General features: G+C 45.1%; 12 protein-coding genes. 4 read left to right on the top strand and 8 right to left on the bottom strand.

All coding sequences use genetic code 11. The features are described 5' to 3' along the window. Positions 1 to 24: 24 nt before the first annotated feature. The 3 genes from GWI56_RS10500 to rluA all read right to left on the bottom strand — a co-directional run bounded on the left by GWI56_RS10500 (position 25) and on the right by rluA (position 5326). Positions 25 to 3885, bottom strand: a complete 3861-nt coding sequence (locus GWI56_RS10500; protein WP_198572892.1) for a S8 family serine peptidase — start codon at positions 3883 to 3885, stop codon at positions 25 to 27. Between the two features lie 206 nt (positions 3886 to 4091). Beyond that, positions 4092 to 4553 (bottom strand): transcriptional regulator AsnC, encoded by a 462-nt coding sequence (asnC, locus tag GWI56_RS10495; protein WP_006080290.1) that lies wholly within the window; start codon positions 4551 to 4553, stop codon positions 4092 to 4094. A gap of 95 nt (positions 4554 to 4648) precedes the next feature. Beyond that, complete coding sequence (gene rluA, locus GWI56_RS10490) at positions 4649 to 5326, bottom strand: bifunctional tRNA pseudouridine(32) synthase/23S rRNA pseudouridine(746) synthase RluA (protein WP_105250130.1); 678 nt, start codon at positions 5324 to 5326, stop codon at positions 4649 to 4651. 202 nt (positions 5327 to 5528) lie between these two features. On the opposite strand from rluA, the gene GWI56_RS10485 reads away from it, so the two are divergent. Continuing rightward, the gene (locus tag GWI56_RS10485; protein WP_113939781.1) at positions 5529 to 7445 is read left to right on the top strand and encodes a U32 family peptidase; all 1917 of its coding nucleotides are present in this window, start codon (positions 5529 to 5531) and stop codon (positions 7443 to 7445) included. A gap of 201 nt (positions 7446 to 7646) precedes the next feature. Beyond that, the gene (locus tag GWI56_RS10480; RefSeq protein WP_105250128.1) at positions 7647 to 8021 is read left to right on the top strand and encodes a PH domain-containing protein; all 375 of its coding nucleotides are present in this window, start codon (positions 7647 to 7649) and stop codon (positions 8019 to 8021) included. Positions 8022 to 8164: 143 nt separating this feature from the next. Here GWI56_RS10480 and GWI56_RS10475 read toward each other — a convergent pair whose 3' ends face one another. Then, on the bottom strand, positions 8165 to 10564 hold the full coding sequence (locus GWI56_RS10475; RefSeq protein WP_198572857.1) for a toxin-antitoxin system YwqK family antitoxin: 2400 nt from the start codon (positions 10562 to 10564) through the stop codon (positions 8165 to 8167). 180 nt (positions 10565 to 10744) lie between these two features. Between GWI56_RS10475 and GWI56_RS10470 the strand changes: the two genes are divergently transcribed. Then, on the top strand, positions 10745 to 11062 hold the full coding sequence (locus GWI56_RS10470; RefSeq protein ID WP_198572856.1) for a cupin domain-containing protein: 318 nt from the start codon (positions 10745 to 10747) through the stop codon (positions 11060 to 11062). A 19-nt stretch (positions 11063 to 11081) separates the two neighbouring features. On the opposite strand, the gene GWI56_RS10465 is transcribed toward GWI56_RS10470, so the two are convergent. The 4 genes from GWI56_RS10465 to GWI56_RS10450 all read right to left on the bottom strand — a co-directional run bounded on the left by GWI56_RS10465 (position 11082) and on the right by GWI56_RS10450 (position 15546). Beyond that, entirely contained in the window at positions 11082 to 12254 is a 1173-nt protein-coding gene (locus GWI56_RS10465; protein ID WP_198572855.1) for an AAA family ATPase, read from the bottom strand. 83 nt (positions 12255 to 12337) lie between these two features. Next, complete coding sequence (locus GWI56_RS10460) at positions 12338 to 13504, bottom strand: membrane dipeptidase (protein ID WP_198572854.1); 1167 nt, start codon at positions 13502 to 13504, stop codon at positions 12338 to 12340. Between the two features lie 176 nt (positions 13505 to 13680). Further along, entirely contained in the window at positions 13681 to 14127 is a 447-nt protein-coding gene (locus GWI56_RS10455) for a SufE family protein (protein WP_198572853.1), read from the bottom strand. Positions 14128 to 14196: 69 nt separating this feature from the next. Next, positions 14197 to 15546, bottom strand: a complete 1350-nt coding sequence (locus GWI56_RS10450) for a cysteine desulfurase (RefSeq protein WP_198572852.1) — start codon at positions 15544 to 15546, stop codon at positions 14197 to 14199. 345 nt (positions 15547 to 15891) lie between these two features. On the opposite strand from GWI56_RS10450, the gene GWI56_RS10445 reads away from it, so the two are divergent. Beyond that, complete coding sequence (locus tag GWI56_RS10445; RefSeq protein ID WP_198572851.1) at positions 15892 to 17592, top strand: methyl-accepting chemotaxis protein; 1701 nt, start codon at positions 15892 to 15894, stop codon at positions 17590 to 17592. Positions 17593 to 17800 lie beyond the last annotated feature (208 nt).

Genomic DNA, 17800 nt, shown 5'->3' with positions numbered 1-17800 from the left:
CCCTTTTTACTGTTTAACTTCTCGTTACTTCATACGACGACGCATTGCCGCTAGAGGTAACAACAAGGCGGTTAGCCAACCTAGAGCACCGCCACCTGAACTATCAGGTTTACTTTTAACTGTTAGTACTAGTTCTCCTGGATTACTTTGGAGCTTTCCGTCATTCGCTATTACGGTAAACGTGTAAGTTCCTGCTTCAGATGGAGTAACAGTTATGTTTTCGTTTGTTGGAGTAAATTCTAAGGTCTTTCCTCCTGTTTGAGCCCAAACATAACTTAAAACATCTCCATCAACGTCTAACGGATTGGGTTTTAGTGTGATTGCATTTCCTGCAACACCGCTTTGAGGCTGTGGTGCAACAACTGGAGCATCATTCACATTTTTTACGTCGATCGTTACGGTGGTAGCTTCGCCAGTATTGCCATCTTCGTCTGCAGATGTATAGCTAAGCATATCTGAACCGAAATAATCTTTCGCTGGAGTGTAATCAATTCCACCAGCGGAATTGATTGAAGCAGTGCCGTGTGAAGGTGCTTGTACAATAGCTAAGCTGCCTAATGCACCTTTTGGCATGATATCAATAATGCGTTGGGCGTTTGCCGTAATGCCATCACCTGTAATTGATACTCGAGCAACTTTCATATCTGGTTTGGTATCATTTTGTAAGACATCAATTGAGACTAAAGCTTCTTCGTTGGTTTCAATTACATCGGCTTGTCCAACATTGAGAGTTGTTGCTTTAACATCATAGTTAATAGTGACATTTCCTGCTGTTGTATTTTTTAAGGTTAGTGCATCACCAGTTGCAATGCTGCCACCTGTACCATTAAAGTTATAAGTCGTCCCAATAGTACCGCCTACGTTCTCTGCACCAATAGTGACGTTTGCAGGTATATTTGGAATATTGATATAGTTAAAGACAACCTCTTCAGTATCACCTGTCCTAATCCAAATACTAAATGTATAAGCGTTACCTGATGTATCGCCATAGAGTTTGCCCTTATTCCACTCTAAAGCTAACCATTTCACCCCAGCGCCATCAGTGAATACACCAACGGCTAAATCACCACCACCAGTATCGCCGACAGACTTATCTGATAAGTCGAAATCAGACCAGAATGGAGCAAGGATATTATTTGGGTTACTACCATCTGGTAATTGTTTATTTGCAAAAGTACCACTTGCACTTCCGCCGCCAACAATCGCTAACCCATTGTCTGAGATTGTTATTTTGCTGTAGCTCACACCGTTGTATTTAAAGCTTGGAACTGTAAAAGTAAAGGCTTGTTCATCACAGCCTTCAGGGCAAGTAACGGGGACAACACCTAAGCCAACGATACTTGGAAATCTTTGAGCACCTTTGGTTGTTGCCATTTTAGGTAAATCTAGTTGGCCTACCCATGTGACAACCCCTAAATCTTCATTTACCTGCAATCCATTTTGTGTTGCACCTGCTAAAGTGACTTTTACATCATCTTTTGAGGTTAGTTTAGTACCTTTAGGCGCTTGCGCTGTCACTGTGACTGTATTTGCAAATACATTATTGTTCACAGTTGCAACCAATGGGATCACATCACTCGCAGTAATATCTGTTTTGGTTGTTAGTGTAGAAATTAAGGATGCATTACTTGATTCTTTAGCTAAAACAGCTAGAGGTAAATGAGCATTTTGTAACCCTTCCGTGCTGTTGATTAATATGTTTCCGAAGATCCACTCGCCATATTCAGCGAAAGTTGAGTCAACGGTTACAGTAAACGTGGCAGAGGCTCCTGCGGCAAGTTCTAAGGTAGAGGGGGATACTGTGATGCCTGTGCTATCTGATGAAGTTGATAAGCTCCAAGATGTCGTTGCATCGCTTTTGTTATAGACAGTACGAGTGAAGGTGCATGGACCAACGCAAGAGTCTGAAGCAATTGAAGGTTTGTCAAAGGTTAATACTGCCTTGGCTGCAGCATCTAAATCCATGCGACCTGCACCCATGTCAAATGGAGTTGCTGGGGTTGTTGCATCATCATCGAGAATGTCTTCATATTTAGCCGTAGAAGTGAGAGCCGTTTTTATATCATTTGCGCTCCACTCTGGGTGCAGTTGGCTCATAAGAGCTGCCGCACCTGCAACATGAGGGCTTGCCATACTGGTGCCAGAGATCATATTGAAGTCTTCACCACCATCATCAGGAGAAAAGGCTGATAGAATGTTGGTACCAGGTGCTGCTATATCCGGTTTAAGAATATTTTGGTTGCCATTAGGACCGCGTGAACTGGTGCTATTTAGGTTATCAGCAAGTTCAGAAACCATGATACGTTTAGTTTTAGCAATTATTGTACCTGTTGTTGCAGCATCTCCCATGGCTTCAATTACGGCTAAACCTGCATCTTTCGTAATCATGACAGCAGGGAATGGTTCACCAGGCATAGACATAGTCGTTGGTGCACCTGCCGCATTGTTATAAACTACAAGGGCTTTAGCGCCTGCAGCTTTTGCGTTTGTGGCTTTTAATGAGAAGTTACATGTTCCGCGAGAAATCAATGCAATGCCATCTTTGAACGAATCCGCAGCAAAGGCATCACAACCATTGGCATTTTCAGCATCTAAATTAACGGCCGCAATAACTGGAGCGGTAATATCTTCTGAAAGCACAGCATCAGAACTTGGGACAGCAAGTAAATCACCACCACCGATATTAAAGCTATTAGCGAAAAAACGCCCTGTTGTAGTGTTAGCAACAGTTATTCCTGATTCAATACAAGCAGGGCAGCCGATAGTTTGAGGACCATTACCATCGTTACCGGCAGCACTAACTACAACAACACCCGCAGCTTCTGCAGCTTCAAACATGGTTTTGTATGGGCTGCTAGCTGGATCACTACCAGCACTCCCCCCCCATGAGTTGTTGATTACATCTGCGCCATCATTAACAGCATGTTCTAAGGCTTCCATTAACATGATGTTTGAACCACTACCACCAGTACAGTCAGCTTTACTATAAAGAGCTTTATAAACCATTAAGTATGCAGCTGGAGCAACGCCTGATAACTCAACAGGGATTTCTTTGAAGGTTGTTGATACTTTATTGCCAACGGCGGTTCCTGCTACGTGAGTACCATGGCCACCAAAACCGAGTGGACTCATGTATTCATCAGCGCAAACAGGGAATGTAGGTTGTGACCAACGCGCAACGATTAGTTTGTTATTACAGAAAGATGCATCAACAGTCGAGCAATAGTCATCCGATGGTAAATTTCCACTTGGTGCAGTAAAGCCAGCGTCAGTAAACATGGGGTTTTCAGGACGAATGCCACCATCAATGATTGCGACTTTAATTCCTTTACCTGCATTTTCCATCCCAGAAACGGCTTCCCACATTGCTTGGGAATTAATAACTTGGTGAGAAGCATCCATGTTTATTTCATACATGGTTTCTGGATAGACTGATTTAACACCTGGCATTTGAGCCAGTTTTTCAGCGGTTAATCCTTGGCCAACAACAGTGACACCATTAAATAATGTTTGAAAATGGCGTTCTATTTTTGCATTAGGTACTGTTTTAGCTAGAGCAGAAGAAAAATTGTTCTGCTCTTTTGTAAGATGATTGGCGTAGCTTTTTACTTCAGCTGACTGTACGTTAATTTTTTGACCTTCTTTTGCTGAAGCTGTTGCAGCAAACGAGCCAATACCACCTTGGTATTTAGCGAGTGCAGGAGATTCCATTTCAACAATAAAACGTTGTGGTGCACCTAAATTTGTTGTTGCCACTTTAGGTTTGCTAAATTTATCGTGAGATGTGATCTCGGGTGAGTAAGGTTTAAATGTAAATTCACTGTTAGCAATAGCTGCGCTTGAGAGTAGTGCAGCGGAGATAGCGATCGATAGTTTTGTCTTCACAACTTCTTCCTTGTCAATTAATGCTTTCAGCACTTTATTAAACGTGCCTGTAGCTGAATTGTTATAGTTTCTGCTGCGCTCTTTGGCGGTAGCAATGAAGTTGTAACACAAAAGTATCGTATGGTTAACACTTTTGCGGTAAAAAAGATGTTAATCACACTTTGGTATTTGTTATGTTGTTTGTAGGTGTTTGCTGTTTTTCCTGTTTAAGGTTTAACCGCTCTGACGATTGGGTTTTGTAGGCTGATCAAGGTTTCCGTCGACTGGATTTCATCGATAGATTGGATGCGATTGATGAGCACGTGTTGCAAGCCGTCGATGGATTGGCACATGACCTTGACGAAAATACTGTAGTTGCCTGTGGTGTAATAGGCTTCGACGACTTCTTCGAGAGCGTTGAGTTTGGCGATAGCTGCGGGGTAATCGCCAGCACTTTTAAGGTTGATACCGATAAAACAGCAAACGTCATAGCCTAAGGCTTTAGGGTTTACCGTGATCTGCGCACCTGTAATGATCCCCGCTTGCTTCATTTTTTCTACCCGAACATGGATAGTGCCGGCGCTCACGCTAAAGCGTTTAGCGAGTTCGGCAAAGGGTGTGCGGGCATCCTGCATTAGGGCTTCGAGGATATGATTATCGAGTTGATCGCGCTGAAATGCGGTATCCATAAATAAACTCTCTATAACGTAGTGAATTGTCATAAAGTTACGTTTTTTTATGGGGAATTGCTACCGATTTTGCCCGTATTATTTGATTTTAGTGATCATTGTTCGCCCAAAGGCTCACAAAAAGGGACTTTTGCGCTAAAAGTCATACTGACACCCGAGTAGGGATGTTTGATGGTGAGCTCTGCTGCATGTAGTAATAGTCGAGGCGCTAAGGATTTTGCCAGTGAGTCGGCATAAAAACCATCGCCTAAAATCGGATGTCCTAGCGCCATCATATGCACCCGTAATTGGTGTGAGCGGCCTGTGATTGGCATCAGTTTAACCAGCGTTGAGCGTTTGGCGCGGCTCATTACTTGGTAGTGAGTCAAAGACGGTTTGCCAACAAGATGATCGACTTTCTGTTTAGGGCGATTTGGCCAGTCGCAGATCAGTGGATAATCAACGCTGCCAGTGTCATTTTTGAAATGGCCTGCGACCCTTGCATAATAGGTCTTACTGGTTTCTCTATCGTGGAACTGACGTTTTAATTCCCGCTCGGCGCTACGAATAAGGGCGACAACGATCACGCCTGAGGTCGCCATATCGAGGCGATGGACGATTTGGCAATGGGGATGCTCAGCTTTTACTCGAGCATAGACACTGTCGTAATGGGCGGGGTCGCGACCGGGCACAGACAACAATCCTGAAGGTTTGTTGATGACGATAATGTCTTTATCTTGATAAAGAATGTCGAGCCAAGGAGTTGTAGGTGGTTGGTAAATAAAATCAGTCATTATAGTGCCTATTGGTCAATGCGGGGCAAAGATACTCTGCTCGGCTTGAGGGCGCAAGTGCGTGGCCAAAAGATCGGCTGTGCCATTATCCTTGCTGACAAAAGTAAAGCGGATTAGTTGATGATTTGCTGATAGAGCTGTATTTGAGTTTTTGTTATACTCCCGTCCTTTTCGTTAATGATCATTTTGAGTCTGTGAAGCCATGAGCCAGCCAGAGATATACACTCCCGAGAATCTTTCTCACGTCCATAACCGTCTTGAGTTATTGGCGCCTGCAAAAAATGCTGACTACGGTATCGAAGCCATACGCCATGGTGCCGATGCGGTATATATAGGTGGTCCTGCATTTGGTGCGCGGGCAACGGCGGGTAACAGTGTTGAAGATATCGCGCGCCTGTGCACTTATGCTCACCAATACCATGCTCAGGTATTTGTCGCCCTCAATACCATTTTGATGGATAACGAACTGGCCGACGCCGAAAAACTTATTTGGCAATTGTACGAAGCGGGAGCTGACGCGCTGATTGTGCAGGACATGGGCGTATTACAGCTCAATTTGCCGCCGATTGCCCTGCATGCCAGTACCCAAATGGATAACCGCAGTCCAGAAAAAGTGGCGTTTTTAGAGCAAGTTGGTTTTTCTCAGGTGGTGCTCGCCCGTGAATTGGGCTTAAGCCAAATCCGTGATGTCGCCGCGCATACTAATATGCAGCTCGAATTCTTTATCCACGGTGCTTTGTGTGTGGCTTACAGTGGTTTGTGTAACTTGAGTCATTCCTTTAGTAACCGCAGTGCTAACCGCGGTGAATGCTCGCAAATGTGCCGTCTGCCGGGCAATCTTAAAACACGTCAAGGCGATGTGTTAGCGCAGAACGAACACTTATTGTCTTTAAAAGACAACAACCAAACCGAAAACCTTGAGGCACTAATCGATGCGGGCATTCGCTCGTTTAAGATTGAAGGTCGCTTAAAGGATTTAAGTTACGTTAAAAACGTCACCGCGCATTATCGCCAAAAGCTGGATGCGATTATGGCGCGTCGCCCTGAGTTTAAGGCTTCATCCCACGGCCGCTGCGAACATAGTTTTACCCCTGATCCTGAAAAGACCTTTAACCGTGGCAGTACAGATTACTTTGTTAACGAACGTAGCCAAGGAATTAAAGATTTTCGCTCGCCCAAATACATAGGCGAAGAAGTCGGTAAAGTGGTTAGCATAGGTAAAGACTTTATCCAAGTGAGCTCGACCCATGAGTTTAATAACGGCGATGGCTTAGCGTTTTTCCCCGCGAATTTTGCCATGGCAAAACAATCCGATGACAAGCTGCAAGGCCTGCGGGTTAACCGTGCCGAAGGGTTAAAACTGCATATATTGCAGGTGCCAAAGGATTTAAAGGTCGGCATGACTTTATATCGTAACCATAACCAAGCCTTCGAAGCCCTGCTATCGAAAGAATCTTCTAAGCGGATTATCGGCGTCGATTTACGGTTGAGCGACACCCAAGATGGACTGGCGCTGACCTTGACGGATATCTATGGCCTAACCGCCACAGTCAATTTAACAGTCGAGAAGACGCCTGCGACTGATGTCGATAAGACCTTACAAAATACCCGTACTCAACTGGGTAAGCTAGGCAGTACCGACTTTGTTGCCCGTAGCATCAGTATCGATACGGCCCAAGCTTGGTTCTTGCCCGCATCAGTGTTAAATGGCCTGCGTCGTGATGGCGTGGCCGCCTTAGAGGCTGCCCGTGTACAAGGTTATGTGCGTCCACTGCCGTGGAAACATAACCAAGATGCAGTCTATCCCGTCAAGCATTTGAGTTACTTAGGTAATGTTGCTAACGAAAAAGCTAAGGATTTTTATCAACGTCACGGCGTGATTGAGATCCAAGATACCTATGAGAAAAACGGCGTCACTGAAGACGTGCCATTGATGATCACTAAGCATTGTCTGCGGTTTAACTTCAATCTGTGTCCGAAGGAAGTGCCTGGCATCAAGGCCGATCCTATGGTGCTTGAAATCGGTAACGATGTGCTCAAGTTGGTATTCGACTGCCCTAAATGCGAAATGATGGTGGTCGGTGAAAACCGTCAAGTGCGAGGCCAGAAGCACCTTTAATATTTGTCATTAGGAGCATTGCCCGAGTGCAATGCTCCTAGCACCTATTCAGCTTGCATCTGCGCGCCTATAACAGCCTACTTATCATTGATGTTGCTCTCACCATCGCCACTCCCATATTTTCATCAAAGCCCTATATTGCACATGCGGTAATGAGCAGATATCTTATTGAAAATAATATTAATAATAAGGGATGTTAAAATGGGATTGTTAGACGGTTTACTCGGTAATGCTGCTGAGGTTGATTTACAGGAATTAGCCGAGGAATTAAGGCCTATCATGGGCATTCAAGAAGAATTAAAACTCGCCTACAAAGTGATCCGTGATTTGTTTATTTTCACCAATAAACGCCTGATCTTAATTGATAAGCAGGGACTTACAGGCAAGAAGGTTACTTACCATTCAATACCTTATAAATCCATTACCCATTTTGAAGTGGAAACGACAGGGCATTTTGATATGGATGCCGAGCTTAAAATTTGGATTTCAGGCCAGAGCGAACCTTTAGTAAAAGAGCTCAAGCGTGGCACGGATGTTGTGGGTATTCAAAAGACTATTGCCACTTTTGCACTTTAGTTTTAGTGCTGCGACTTAGATTCATTTAGTGCTATCAAGCTTGGAATTGTTATCGCAAGCTGACGGTTAATGTGAGTAAGGTAAGCCAAGTTTTATCTGGGCTTACCTATCCTCGTTATCGAGTGTGATTCAAATCTGCTTGATTAATTTAACACTATCCTACTTGTGCTAGTGGAGTGCTCTATCGGTTCGCCCGCCATAGTATAGGTTTCGGAAAGCTTGAGTTTGCCTTGCTCATCGTATTGATTGTGGATGCCGACCCAGAATTGCTCTTGTCCCTGAATTTGTAAATTACCTTCTTCGGCAATCTGGCGATTGGGATGATAGCGTTTCATTGCATAAAGTTTGCTTTCATCATCAAATTTTAAATGATAAGCCAATATGGGTTCTTCGGTGTGAGCGGCGACATCTACTGCTATTGTTTTATCTTCTCGCTGTTTTGTCGTGGTATTGCCATTGGGTGCGTGATACTTCTGACGAGATAAATATGCGTTATTTCTACTATTGCTAGCATGATGTTCGCTGTTATCCGTACGGTTATTTGGTCCGTTACTTTGCCCATCAGCATCGTCTTCATCATAATCATAACTAGGATTTTCTGGGCTATCCCATTCAGGTTCTTCATCTTCCTGAGTTGCTATATTTTCATGAAAATCAAAGTAGTGACGGCTTTCTATCAGTTGGCCTTGTTCATCTAGCCAGGCTTCGCGGTACACTTTTCCTTGGGGCGTAAAACGTTGCCAATGGCCGATATCGAGGTAACGACCATTAGTAATTTGGATTGTGCCAGTTTCTAAAATTAAACCTTGAGGGGATAAGGATTTAGAGCTAAATAAATCCCCTTGCGTACGGGTGAGTAACCAGCGAATGGCACCATCTTCATAATATTCGATGTGAGTATCGGCAATACCTTCTTGATAGTATTCCCTTTGATTATTATCAAGATTATAGCCGCAGCGGGTATTCGAGTGACTCTGATAGGATTCGAGGATCCCTTTGTTATTATAAAAGCTGGACTCTTTGAGGTAGCCTTGACCATCACGAACTTCATATTCAGAGATCGTGCGTATCGTGCCATCTTCATAAAACCAGCGAGCAGTGCCATCACGGTTGCCCTGTGTGTGCGGTAAGTACATCTGAATTTGCTGGTTTTCGTGGTATTCAATAAAAGGGGCTACCGAGAGGTTATTTTTATATTGGCCTTCGGCCGAAAGCACGCCACTTTTATAATAGCTTCTAAATAGACCTTCCCTGAGTCCCTTTTCAAGATAGATCTCAAGGGCGAGTTGACCATTGTCATGATACCAAAGGGCCATGCCTTGTTCTTTACCATCCTCAAAATAGATTTTTTCTTCAAGTTGACCATTGGGATACCATTTTACATGTTCGCCATGTAATTGGCCTTCGGTATTGAAGGGTTCACGCCATGCAGGCTTACCTGAGTCGTAAAACTCTTCAATGACTTTGCCCGTCACATCGTTAAACACTTTTTGTTTAATCGCTCCATTGGGATGATACCAAACGGCTTCATATTCATAGCCTTGGTTGTAATATCTTTCAGCTTCTAGTGAACCATCAGGGTAATATTGTTTTTCAATTCCGTGGATAACATCTTGCACTAAGGGCCGGATCAGCTGTATTTGTCCAGATTCATAGTAGCGAGTTAACGTATTGATATAATATCCATTGCTATCTTGTTCGGCGGTTTCTTTAAGCTGACCATTGCCATAAAAGTATTGAATAAATTGACCTTGGGGATGGCGATCTTCTATTTGATTGATCTTGCCCTCATGGTCGTACCACGTTTGTGTTCCAAGTTGCTGATCATTAATAAAGTTGCCTTCAAATAACAGGGTACCTAGGGCATTGAATTGACGGGTCACGCCATTACGTTCGCCAAAATAGTTTGAATCGACGGCTTGGGTAAGCCCTGGGCTTTGGGTGATGATTCTAAGTATACCCGCACCATCTTCAGTATTGAGTTGGTGAAAAGTGCGGTGCAGTTGGCCTGTTAGGCTGGCGTAATCTTGAATATCGCCTTGCACTATATTGTCAGCATCGAGGGTAAAGTGGCTTATCAATAATGCATCGAGATTGTTAAGCTCAACTTGCCACAACGCCTTTATTTGGCTGTTCTTTTTGGGGGTGATACTGCACACTTTTACCTGGTCGAGCCAAAAGTGCTGCTTGGGGAAAGGGAATTGATTGCTGATTTCGAGGCGGTCGAATTCGGTATGGTGGAAGTCGCAGCATTCATTGGCGTTTTCCCAGCCCAAGAGTTCTATGACTTGGGGCGTATCGTAGTGATAGAGAGTTAAGCCGTGGTTGGCATTTTCTTCGCAAGAAGTCGCGTCTGCCTTTGTCGCATGAATTTTTAAGCTGAAGTGGCGCTGGAATAGCGGCGCAGCGACTGACGGCTCCTGCGTTAAATCTTGTTCTTGGCTGAGTGTTTGTGATTCAGTTTGAAGATGAATGTCTTTTGGATCGCGGCTAGTTTGGTTTGAGGGAAATAACTTGGCTTTGAGTGCGCGAAACAACGACATTGGGGGAAATCTCCATATCCATATGTAAAACAATAAGCTTATCTGAGGAATACTCATGGTAACTGAGTATTTCTGTGCGCATATCATAGCGGTTTATGGATTCGTTTCTCAATGCTTGATTGCTCCAAATACCGTTTAATCAGAGTGGCACATTAATAAAAGCAGAGGAATAAAGACAAAATGCTTGATAACTTTTTTGCAAAATTACCCACAGATTTATCGGCCGAAGTGTTTGAAAAACTGGCGGGTAATGACACTGTGACCGTAGAACGTATCGTTTCCAATGGGCAAGCTACGCTCGAAGCTCAATGGTACGATCAAACTCAACATGAATGGGTGATGCTGCTCAAAGGCGAGGCGACGCTTGAATTTGAACAAGGTGAACCCGTTACGCTAACCCCTGGAGATTACTTAACGATTCCGCCCCATCAAAAACATCGAGTCGCTTCGACTTCTATAAGTTCAGAAACCCTATGGCTCGCGGTATTTTACGATTGATTAGGGTTAAGGCTACAGGTTAACGATTCTGCCATAGCCAACTGGGCGTATTGAGTAAGTCTTGGCCTTGGATCTGCGTTTGGCCTAAGGTTTTGTCTAAGGCTAAGGTATTGCAGTGTTCAAATTGACTTAAGGCATTAATAAGCCGATTAGCATGGGAAACCACCCACAACTGGCACTCTTCCGATACCTTAGCGATTAAGCGTGCAAGCGCAGGTAATAAGTCGGGATGTAGGCTAGTTTCTGGCTCGTTTAGCACCATAAGCTCTGGCGGCCTTGGGGTGAGTAGGGCGGCAATTAATAGCAAATAACGCAAGGTGCCATCCGACAATTCACTGGTATTGAGTGGCCTTAATAAGCCATTTTGATGAAATGCGAGTACTAAAATACCGCCTGCTTGGGGTTCAATGCGAACTTTAGCACCGGGAAACGCATCGCTCACCGCATGATCAAAAGCCGCTTTATCACCTATCTCAAAAATGGTTTGAATTGCTGATGCAAGGTCGCGCCCATCGTGGTGCAATACTGGCGTGGCTGTACCTAATTGTGGACGACGGGCTGGCGCTTCTGCATCGGTTCTGAAGTGATCGTAAAAACGCCATGCGCGGATACTATCGCGAAGCTTGAGCACTTCAGGGCTGCGCTCTGGATCGGCAAGTTCCGTAAAAATACTGTCGCCGGTTTGCAGGTGTGCGCCTAAGGTTATCCAGCCTTGTCCGTCAGCAGTGCGACTCTTCACCATAGGACCACGGCGCTCAACCAATACCGTTGAGGGTCGATACTTAGGGCCGTTCCAAATGGCTTCGCGCTTGATTTGTGGATCTAAGCCAAACAGCGTGGTGGCGTCGGGTTTGGGTAAACCGAGTTCAATAAGATAGCTAAAATTTTCGCCAGCAAATCCAAGCTTTAGGCGTTTTGGCGCTTGCCTGACGGTGGCTTCAATGGCTGTGTCGCCCGCTAGCATACTTTTGGTGGGGTTTTCTGGTCCCGCCCAAAAGCTGGAGTCGAGTCCGCCTTCTTGGGCTAAAGCATTGACAACGCCGCCTTGCGCCGTTTGTGCGAGTAAACGTAGTGCCTTGTATAGATTCGATTTACCACTGCCATTCGCCCCTGTGATCAAATTGAGTTGCCCTAGGGGCAAGACGATTTCACGCAGAGAGCGATAATTGAAAATAGCGAGTGTGGTCAGCATAGAATATCCAAGACTGAAATGAGCTGATAAGTCAGTAAATTTATCGACAAAGTAAATTAAACATGACGATAAAACAATGGCATTTACAGTAGCACTTTGTTGAGCACTCTTTGCCAGTTACCACCCATAAAACGGTCGCGGTCAGTAGATTTAAAGCGCGCCTTGGCTAAGGCATCGTCGATACGGCTCATGCGATCGATATGATTCAGCTCGGGGATCACTACGTGTCTGGGCTCTGCATCAAAACCTAGCACGCCTTTCGCCCTCAGGCTGTACCACCATTCTTGATATTCTTTAATGCCTTTGGCGTTGTCATTGCCGAGTGCCAGTAGGTTTTCTTGGCCTCGGAGCGGGAAGTCATTCGCGATTGCCACGCAGTCCACTCCACCAACACGCATAACGTATTCCAGTTGTCGAATATAATCATCAATCGTGGGCACGGCATTATTGGTGAGCCAGAAACTCATCATAAATACGCCGAATACGCCGCCGCTATCGCCGATGGCGCGGATCACTTCATCGGGGGAACAACGGGCATGGTTTACTATACCGCGCGCTGCGCCGTGGCTTTGCACTATGGGTGATTTAGTGATTTTTGCGACATCTAAAGCGGTTTGAGCGCTGGAGTGACTCACATCGACTAAGATATTGGCGTGATTGAGTTTGGCGATAAGCTCGTGCCCGTGGGCCGTGAGTGGTTTATTGAGTCCGCCACTGGCATCATTATCTAAGGCGCCACCGGCAAAGGTATTGCCGTAATGGTGGGTGAGTTGCAGTACGCGTAGCCCTTGTTGATGAAACTCATCTACCCGCGCCCACTGGTTAGCTTCACTGTCTTCTTCGACACAATCTGCGCCTTGGATTTGAAAGTATACCGCAGTGCGCTGGCTGTCGCGGGCACGTTGAATATCTCTCCCCCTCAGACCTTGCAGTAAAATATCGGGATGATCGCTCACCCGTTTAGCGGCCTGCTTAATGCTTTCCATGCAAGCTTTATAGGTGCGTTTGTAGTTTTGAGTGCCATCGGCTTGTTCTATGGTCTCAATAGCCGAAATATCGCAAAGATAGGCATCAAGTTTAGCGGCGGTTACATCACTTAAGTCATCGGGAAGGAAAGATAAACCATCGACATATATCCGCCTCTGTGCGGCGGCAAAGCTAGGTAAACTGGCGAGTGGGCTTAACAGAGTTGCTGCGCCAAGACCTTTAAGGAGTGTACGACGGTAGTAATTGACTGCCTTGATGGGCATGCTCGGTTCCTATCAATAACGCAAATGTAACTTCTTTATACCTTTTTAGGGCGTAGAAGTCTTTGATTAAATCCCTTTTTTGGCCTTTGCCCCTGAGCTAGAGTTGTGATTATTTGTTGTTGCCGAGTGGTTTCAATTATCGCTTGTCGCAGTAAATGAAAACCCTCGGGTTATGATTATCGAGTGGCTTCAACCATTGCTTTTGCCAGTGAGTTAAGGCCGTTGGTGCGCGATGGGCTGAGCTGACCTTCTAGGCCCAATTGTTTGAAGTAAGCTGTAGGATCAAATGCTTGGATTTCAGCGCGGCTTTTGCCATGGCAGGCACCAAGTAATAATCCGATCAATCCCTTAACGATGCGGGCATCGCTGTCGGCTAAATAATAGTGTTTGCCAGCCTGTTCTAGATGGTAAATCCACGCATCACTCTCGCAGCCTTTTACTTGAGCGGTCTCGATGCGAAGCTCAGGGCTTAAGCTTGGTAAGTCTTTCCCTAACAACATAATTTGGCGATATCTTTCCTGCCAGTTAGGGGCATTGGTAAAACGCGCCAGTAAGGTTTCGGCATCTTGCACTAAATAGTGAAAATCGGCCTCATTTGGCATAGGCATGATTGAATCTGTCATAGGGCGAAATCCTGTCTAACTTATTTTGAGCATCGTATGAGTTGGGTAGAGCAGTGGCTAAATGCTGGATTACAACAGCAAGTCTTTTACCGAGGCTAACGCGGCAATAAAGCGGTCGATATCGTCTTTATTGGTGTAGATACCGATAGAGGCACGGCAACAGCCCTTAAGATTCAGGCTCTGCATTAATGGCATGGCACAATGATGGCCACAACGAACGGCAACCCCTTGTTGGTCCAGTAAAATGCCTATATCTTGGTGATGTTCACCGGCAAGATTAAACGCGACTACACCGATATTGTCATCAAAGGCGCCGTATAAATGCACTTCACCGAGCGCGCGCAATTGGCTTTGTAAATAGTTAATTAGTTCTGCTTCATAAACTTGAACCTGCGGCATGAGCTCGGTTTGTAAAAATGTAATGGCCGCGCCCAAACCTATGACTTCAGCAATCGGCGGCGTGCCCGCTTCTAAGCGGTTCGGCAGGCTGCCAAATTCTGTCGCCTCAAAGCTCACGCGTTTAATCATCTCGCCGCCAGTTAATAGTGGCGCGAGATTATCTAACGCGTCGAAACGGCCGTAAAGTACACCAACACCAGTGGGACCATACATTTTATGCCCCGAGAAGACGTAAAAATCACAATCGATTTCAGTCACATCCAGCGTTAAATGCGCCACTGCCTGCGCACCATCAACTAAGGTGATAGCACCTTGTTTTTTCGCTAACTGCACTAGCTGAGCCACGGGATTGACTGTACCTAGGGCGTTGGAAACATGGCACAGGGCGACGATTTTAGGCTTTAACTCGAGCAAGGTTTTATAGGCGTTGATATCTAAGCGGCAATCCTGACAGAGCGGGATTGGTTTAATGATTGCCCCTGTGCGTTTCGCCAGTTCCTGCCAAGGCACGATATTGGCGTGGTGAGCGGCGGCGTCGATTAATATCACATCGCCAGCGCTTAATTGGGTAGTCAGCCCAAAGGCGACTAAGTTGATTGATTCTGTGGTGCCGTGGGTAAAAATGATTTCTTCGCGGCGTTTTGCCTTCAAAAATTGCTGCAACTGATCGCGCACTTTCTCATAGCTTAAGGTCGAACGCGCTGATAACTGATGTGCAGCACGGTGTACATTCGCATTGTCATTAGCGTAAAACTTTGCCATCGCATCTAACACCATTTGCGGCTTCTGGCTGGTGGCTGCGGTGTCGAGATAACACAAGGGATAGACATCAAGCAGTTGATTTAACGCTGGGAATTGCGACCGAATCTGAGCATTTTGCTGATATGCCTCAGATGAGCCAAGTGTCACTGTGGTATCAGGCATAGCATTCGCCGAGGCATGGGATGTTTCAATGTCAGCCATTGTATTCGTCGCTGTGTTAGTCACAGTATTTGGCGTAGGCGATGCAGGTTGAGTCATGTGTGAGGCTAAGGGCAATGAAAAAGGCCAAGGGATCTTCTGTGATCTGCCATGTGAATGCAAGTTTTAGCGGTTTGTTGAGGCGTTGGTATCGGACAGTGTTATTGAACGCCTAATTTCACCAAGGTCTGTCAAACTGTTGCCTAATAGATATTTTGCACGCCTTAAACGGTTTTTGACTCTAACGTATCATTGAGCTTAGCTATGATGCGATTTTTCTAATGTTTAAGTTTCTCTTTTAAATTCAGCTAATACTTTACGCTTAATTCATCCACCGAAAGTTAAAACTCCGACTATCCTAAATTGGACGTCCTTCGTTGTCAGTGTTTGCTGGAGAGTAGTTTTATGGTGAAGCTTTTAAAAGACTTACGGATTAAACATAAGATGATCGCCCTCGTTGGGGTGATGTTAGTGCTGATCTTGATTTTGTCTGGATTTAGTCTGTTGAAGATGCAGCGTGTATCGGAGGAAATTCATGGAATTGCAGAAGAGAATATTCCATTAGTCAGGCTATCGACTGACATCACCATTAAGCAGCTTGAAAGCTCTGTCATTCTAGAAAAAGCGTTTCGTGCCGCGGATGTTGAAACCGCATCGAGCCAGCAAATTTTAGTGGCTTTTATTGCGGATGTTATCAAGCACAATGAAGACATTAGCAAGGAGTTACTCTCGACTCAGTCTATGCTCAATGAGGCATTAAAAGAGGCTGTAAATCCGCAATTACATGAAAAAACTCAGCAGTTAAATCAAGAGATTGGCACTATTATTCAACGTTTTGGTAATTATGAAGCCCTGCTTGCCACTGTGATTACTGGAATACAGCAAAAAGAAGAACCTGCAGCCTTGGCTAAGAGGGTTGAATCTTTAGAGATTGCGCAAAACGAGTTTAATGCTGAGCTGAGGCAATTCGTTGAGCGTTTAGAGCAAATGACCCAAACTGCGGTTTCTGTGACTGAGGAAGAAGAGCTTAGGGCGATTTATGGCTTAACGATTATTTCGATAGTGTCTTTAGTCATAGGATTATTGATTGGTATTGCTTGCAGTCAATACATGGTCAAATCTATCAATCGGTTACGTAATTCTGCCGCCATGATGGAAAAGGGCAACTTTAACCAAGAGTTACGTGTCGATTCCAAGGATGAATTAGGTGAACTTACCATCAGTATGAATCAAATGGCGTGGACCTTAAGTAAAACTGTTGGCCAAGTGATTGCTCGAAGTGAAGAAATTGCCTCTATGGTGACTGAGCTTAATGCGGTGGCCGAGAATAATCGTGAGGCTATGTTGAGGCAGCAGGATAACACTGACCAAGTCGCCGCCTCTATGACCCAAATGGCAGCAACGATCACTGAAGTGGCGAGTAGTGCAGAAACCGCTTCGTATTCAGCGGGACAAGCCGAGCATAAAGTGAAAGAAAGTTGTGAAGTTGTCGATGCGAGCGAAAAAATCTCGAAGCAGTTGGTTGCCAGCGCCCAGTATTCAAATCAACTTATTCAACAGGTTCAGGCGAGTACGGGAAAAATCCTCAACTTTGTTTCTGTGGTCGATGCGATAGCTGGGCAGACGAACTTATTAGCTTTGAATGCATCGATTGAAGCGGCGCGGGCTGGAGATCAAGGTCGTGGTTTTGCTGTCGTTGCCGAAGAAGTGCGGGCGCTGGCAACGCGCAGTCAAACGGCCACGCAGGAGATCAGCGATCTTATCCAAACACTCGTGAAAGATGCCAAATCCTCAGTCGAATCCTTCGCCAATAACGATAAGCAAATCAGTGAGTCATCACTGCTCGTTAATCAAGCCAAGCAGCACTTATTTGAGATTTTAGATGCGTTGACTGAACTGACTCAGGCTAATACTCAAGTCGCGACCGCCAGTGAGGAGCAAGCAGTGACCGCCGAAGATATTAGTGAGCGCATTAATGCGATTCGTGATTCGGGTGAGTTGGTACTCAGCAGCGCTAACGAAACCGCGAAAGCCAGTGAGTCACTGTCTAAGCAGGCTAATTCATTGAGGGAAACGATGCAGCAGTTTAAGGTGCGAGTTGTTTAAATGTATTAGCCTATAATTCAGTGTGCTAACGACGACAGCGGTTAACTTAACTGCGCCACTTCATCTTAGCTTGAGCCTCATTTGTGCCTTAACTCAATGTGAGGTGAGTATATCCTCAAACAATTTGAAGATGCAGGATTCAAGTTGTTTGAGGATATAGGTCTATCTTGTTATCCGACACACAATTGCCGTAAAAATGATACTGGTT

It is taken from the genome of Shewanella sp. DW31 (genome assembly GCF_015767295.1).
In the GTDB taxonomy this organism is placed as follows: domain Bacteria; phylum Pseudomonadota; class Gammaproteobacteria; order Enterobacterales; family Shewanellaceae; genus Shewanella; species Shewanella oncorhynchi.
The sequence above is the reverse complement of the archived record's forward strand: the minus strand, read 5'-3'. Positions and strand labels throughout refer to the sequence as shown.

Excerpts from the sequence above, each read along its gene's own strand:
- GWI56_RS10445 (WP_198572851.1), top strand. The coding sequence starts at position 15,892 with ATGGTGAAGCTTTTAAAAGACTTACGGATTAAACATAAGATGATCGCC.
- GWI56_RS10460 (WP_198572854.1), bottom strand. The coding sequence starts at position 13,504 with ATGCCCATCAAGGCAGTCAATTACTACCGTCGTACACTCCTTAAAGGT.
- rluA (WP_105250130.1), bottom strand. The coding sequence starts at position 5,326 with ATGACTGATTTTATTTACCAACCACCTACAACTCCTTGGCTCGACATT.
- GWI56_RS10470 (WP_198572856.1), top strand. The coding sequence starts at position 10,745 with ATGCTTGATAACTTTTTTGCAAAATTACCCACAGATTTATCGGCCGAA.
- asnC (WP_006080290.1), bottom strand. The coding sequence starts at position 4,553 with ATGGATACCGCATTTCAGCGCGATCAACTCGATAATCATATCCTCGAA.
- GWI56_RS10465 (WP_198572855.1), bottom strand. The coding sequence starts at position 12,254 with ATGCTGACCACACTCGCTATTTTCAATTATCGCTCTCTGCGTGAAATC.
- GWI56_RS10475 (WP_198572857.1), bottom strand. The coding sequence starts at position 10,564 with ATGTCGTTGTTTCGCGCACTCAAAGCCAAGTTATTTCCCTCAAACCAA.
- GWI56_RS10480 (WP_105250128.1), top strand. The coding sequence starts at position 7,647 with ATGGGATTGTTAGACGGTTTACTCGGTAATGCTGCTGAGGTTGATTTA.
- GWI56_RS10485 (WP_113939781.1), top strand. The coding sequence starts at position 5,529 with ATGAGCCAGCCAGAGATATACACTCCCGAGAATCTTTCTCACGTCCAT.
- GWI56_RS10450 (WP_198572852.1), bottom strand. The coding sequence starts at position 15,546 with ATGACTCAACCTGCATCGCCTACGCCAAATACTGTGACTAACACAGCG.
- GWI56_RS10455 (WP_198572853.1), bottom strand. The coding sequence starts at position 14,127 with ATGACAGATTCAATCATGCCTATGCCAAATGAGGCCGATTTTCACTAT.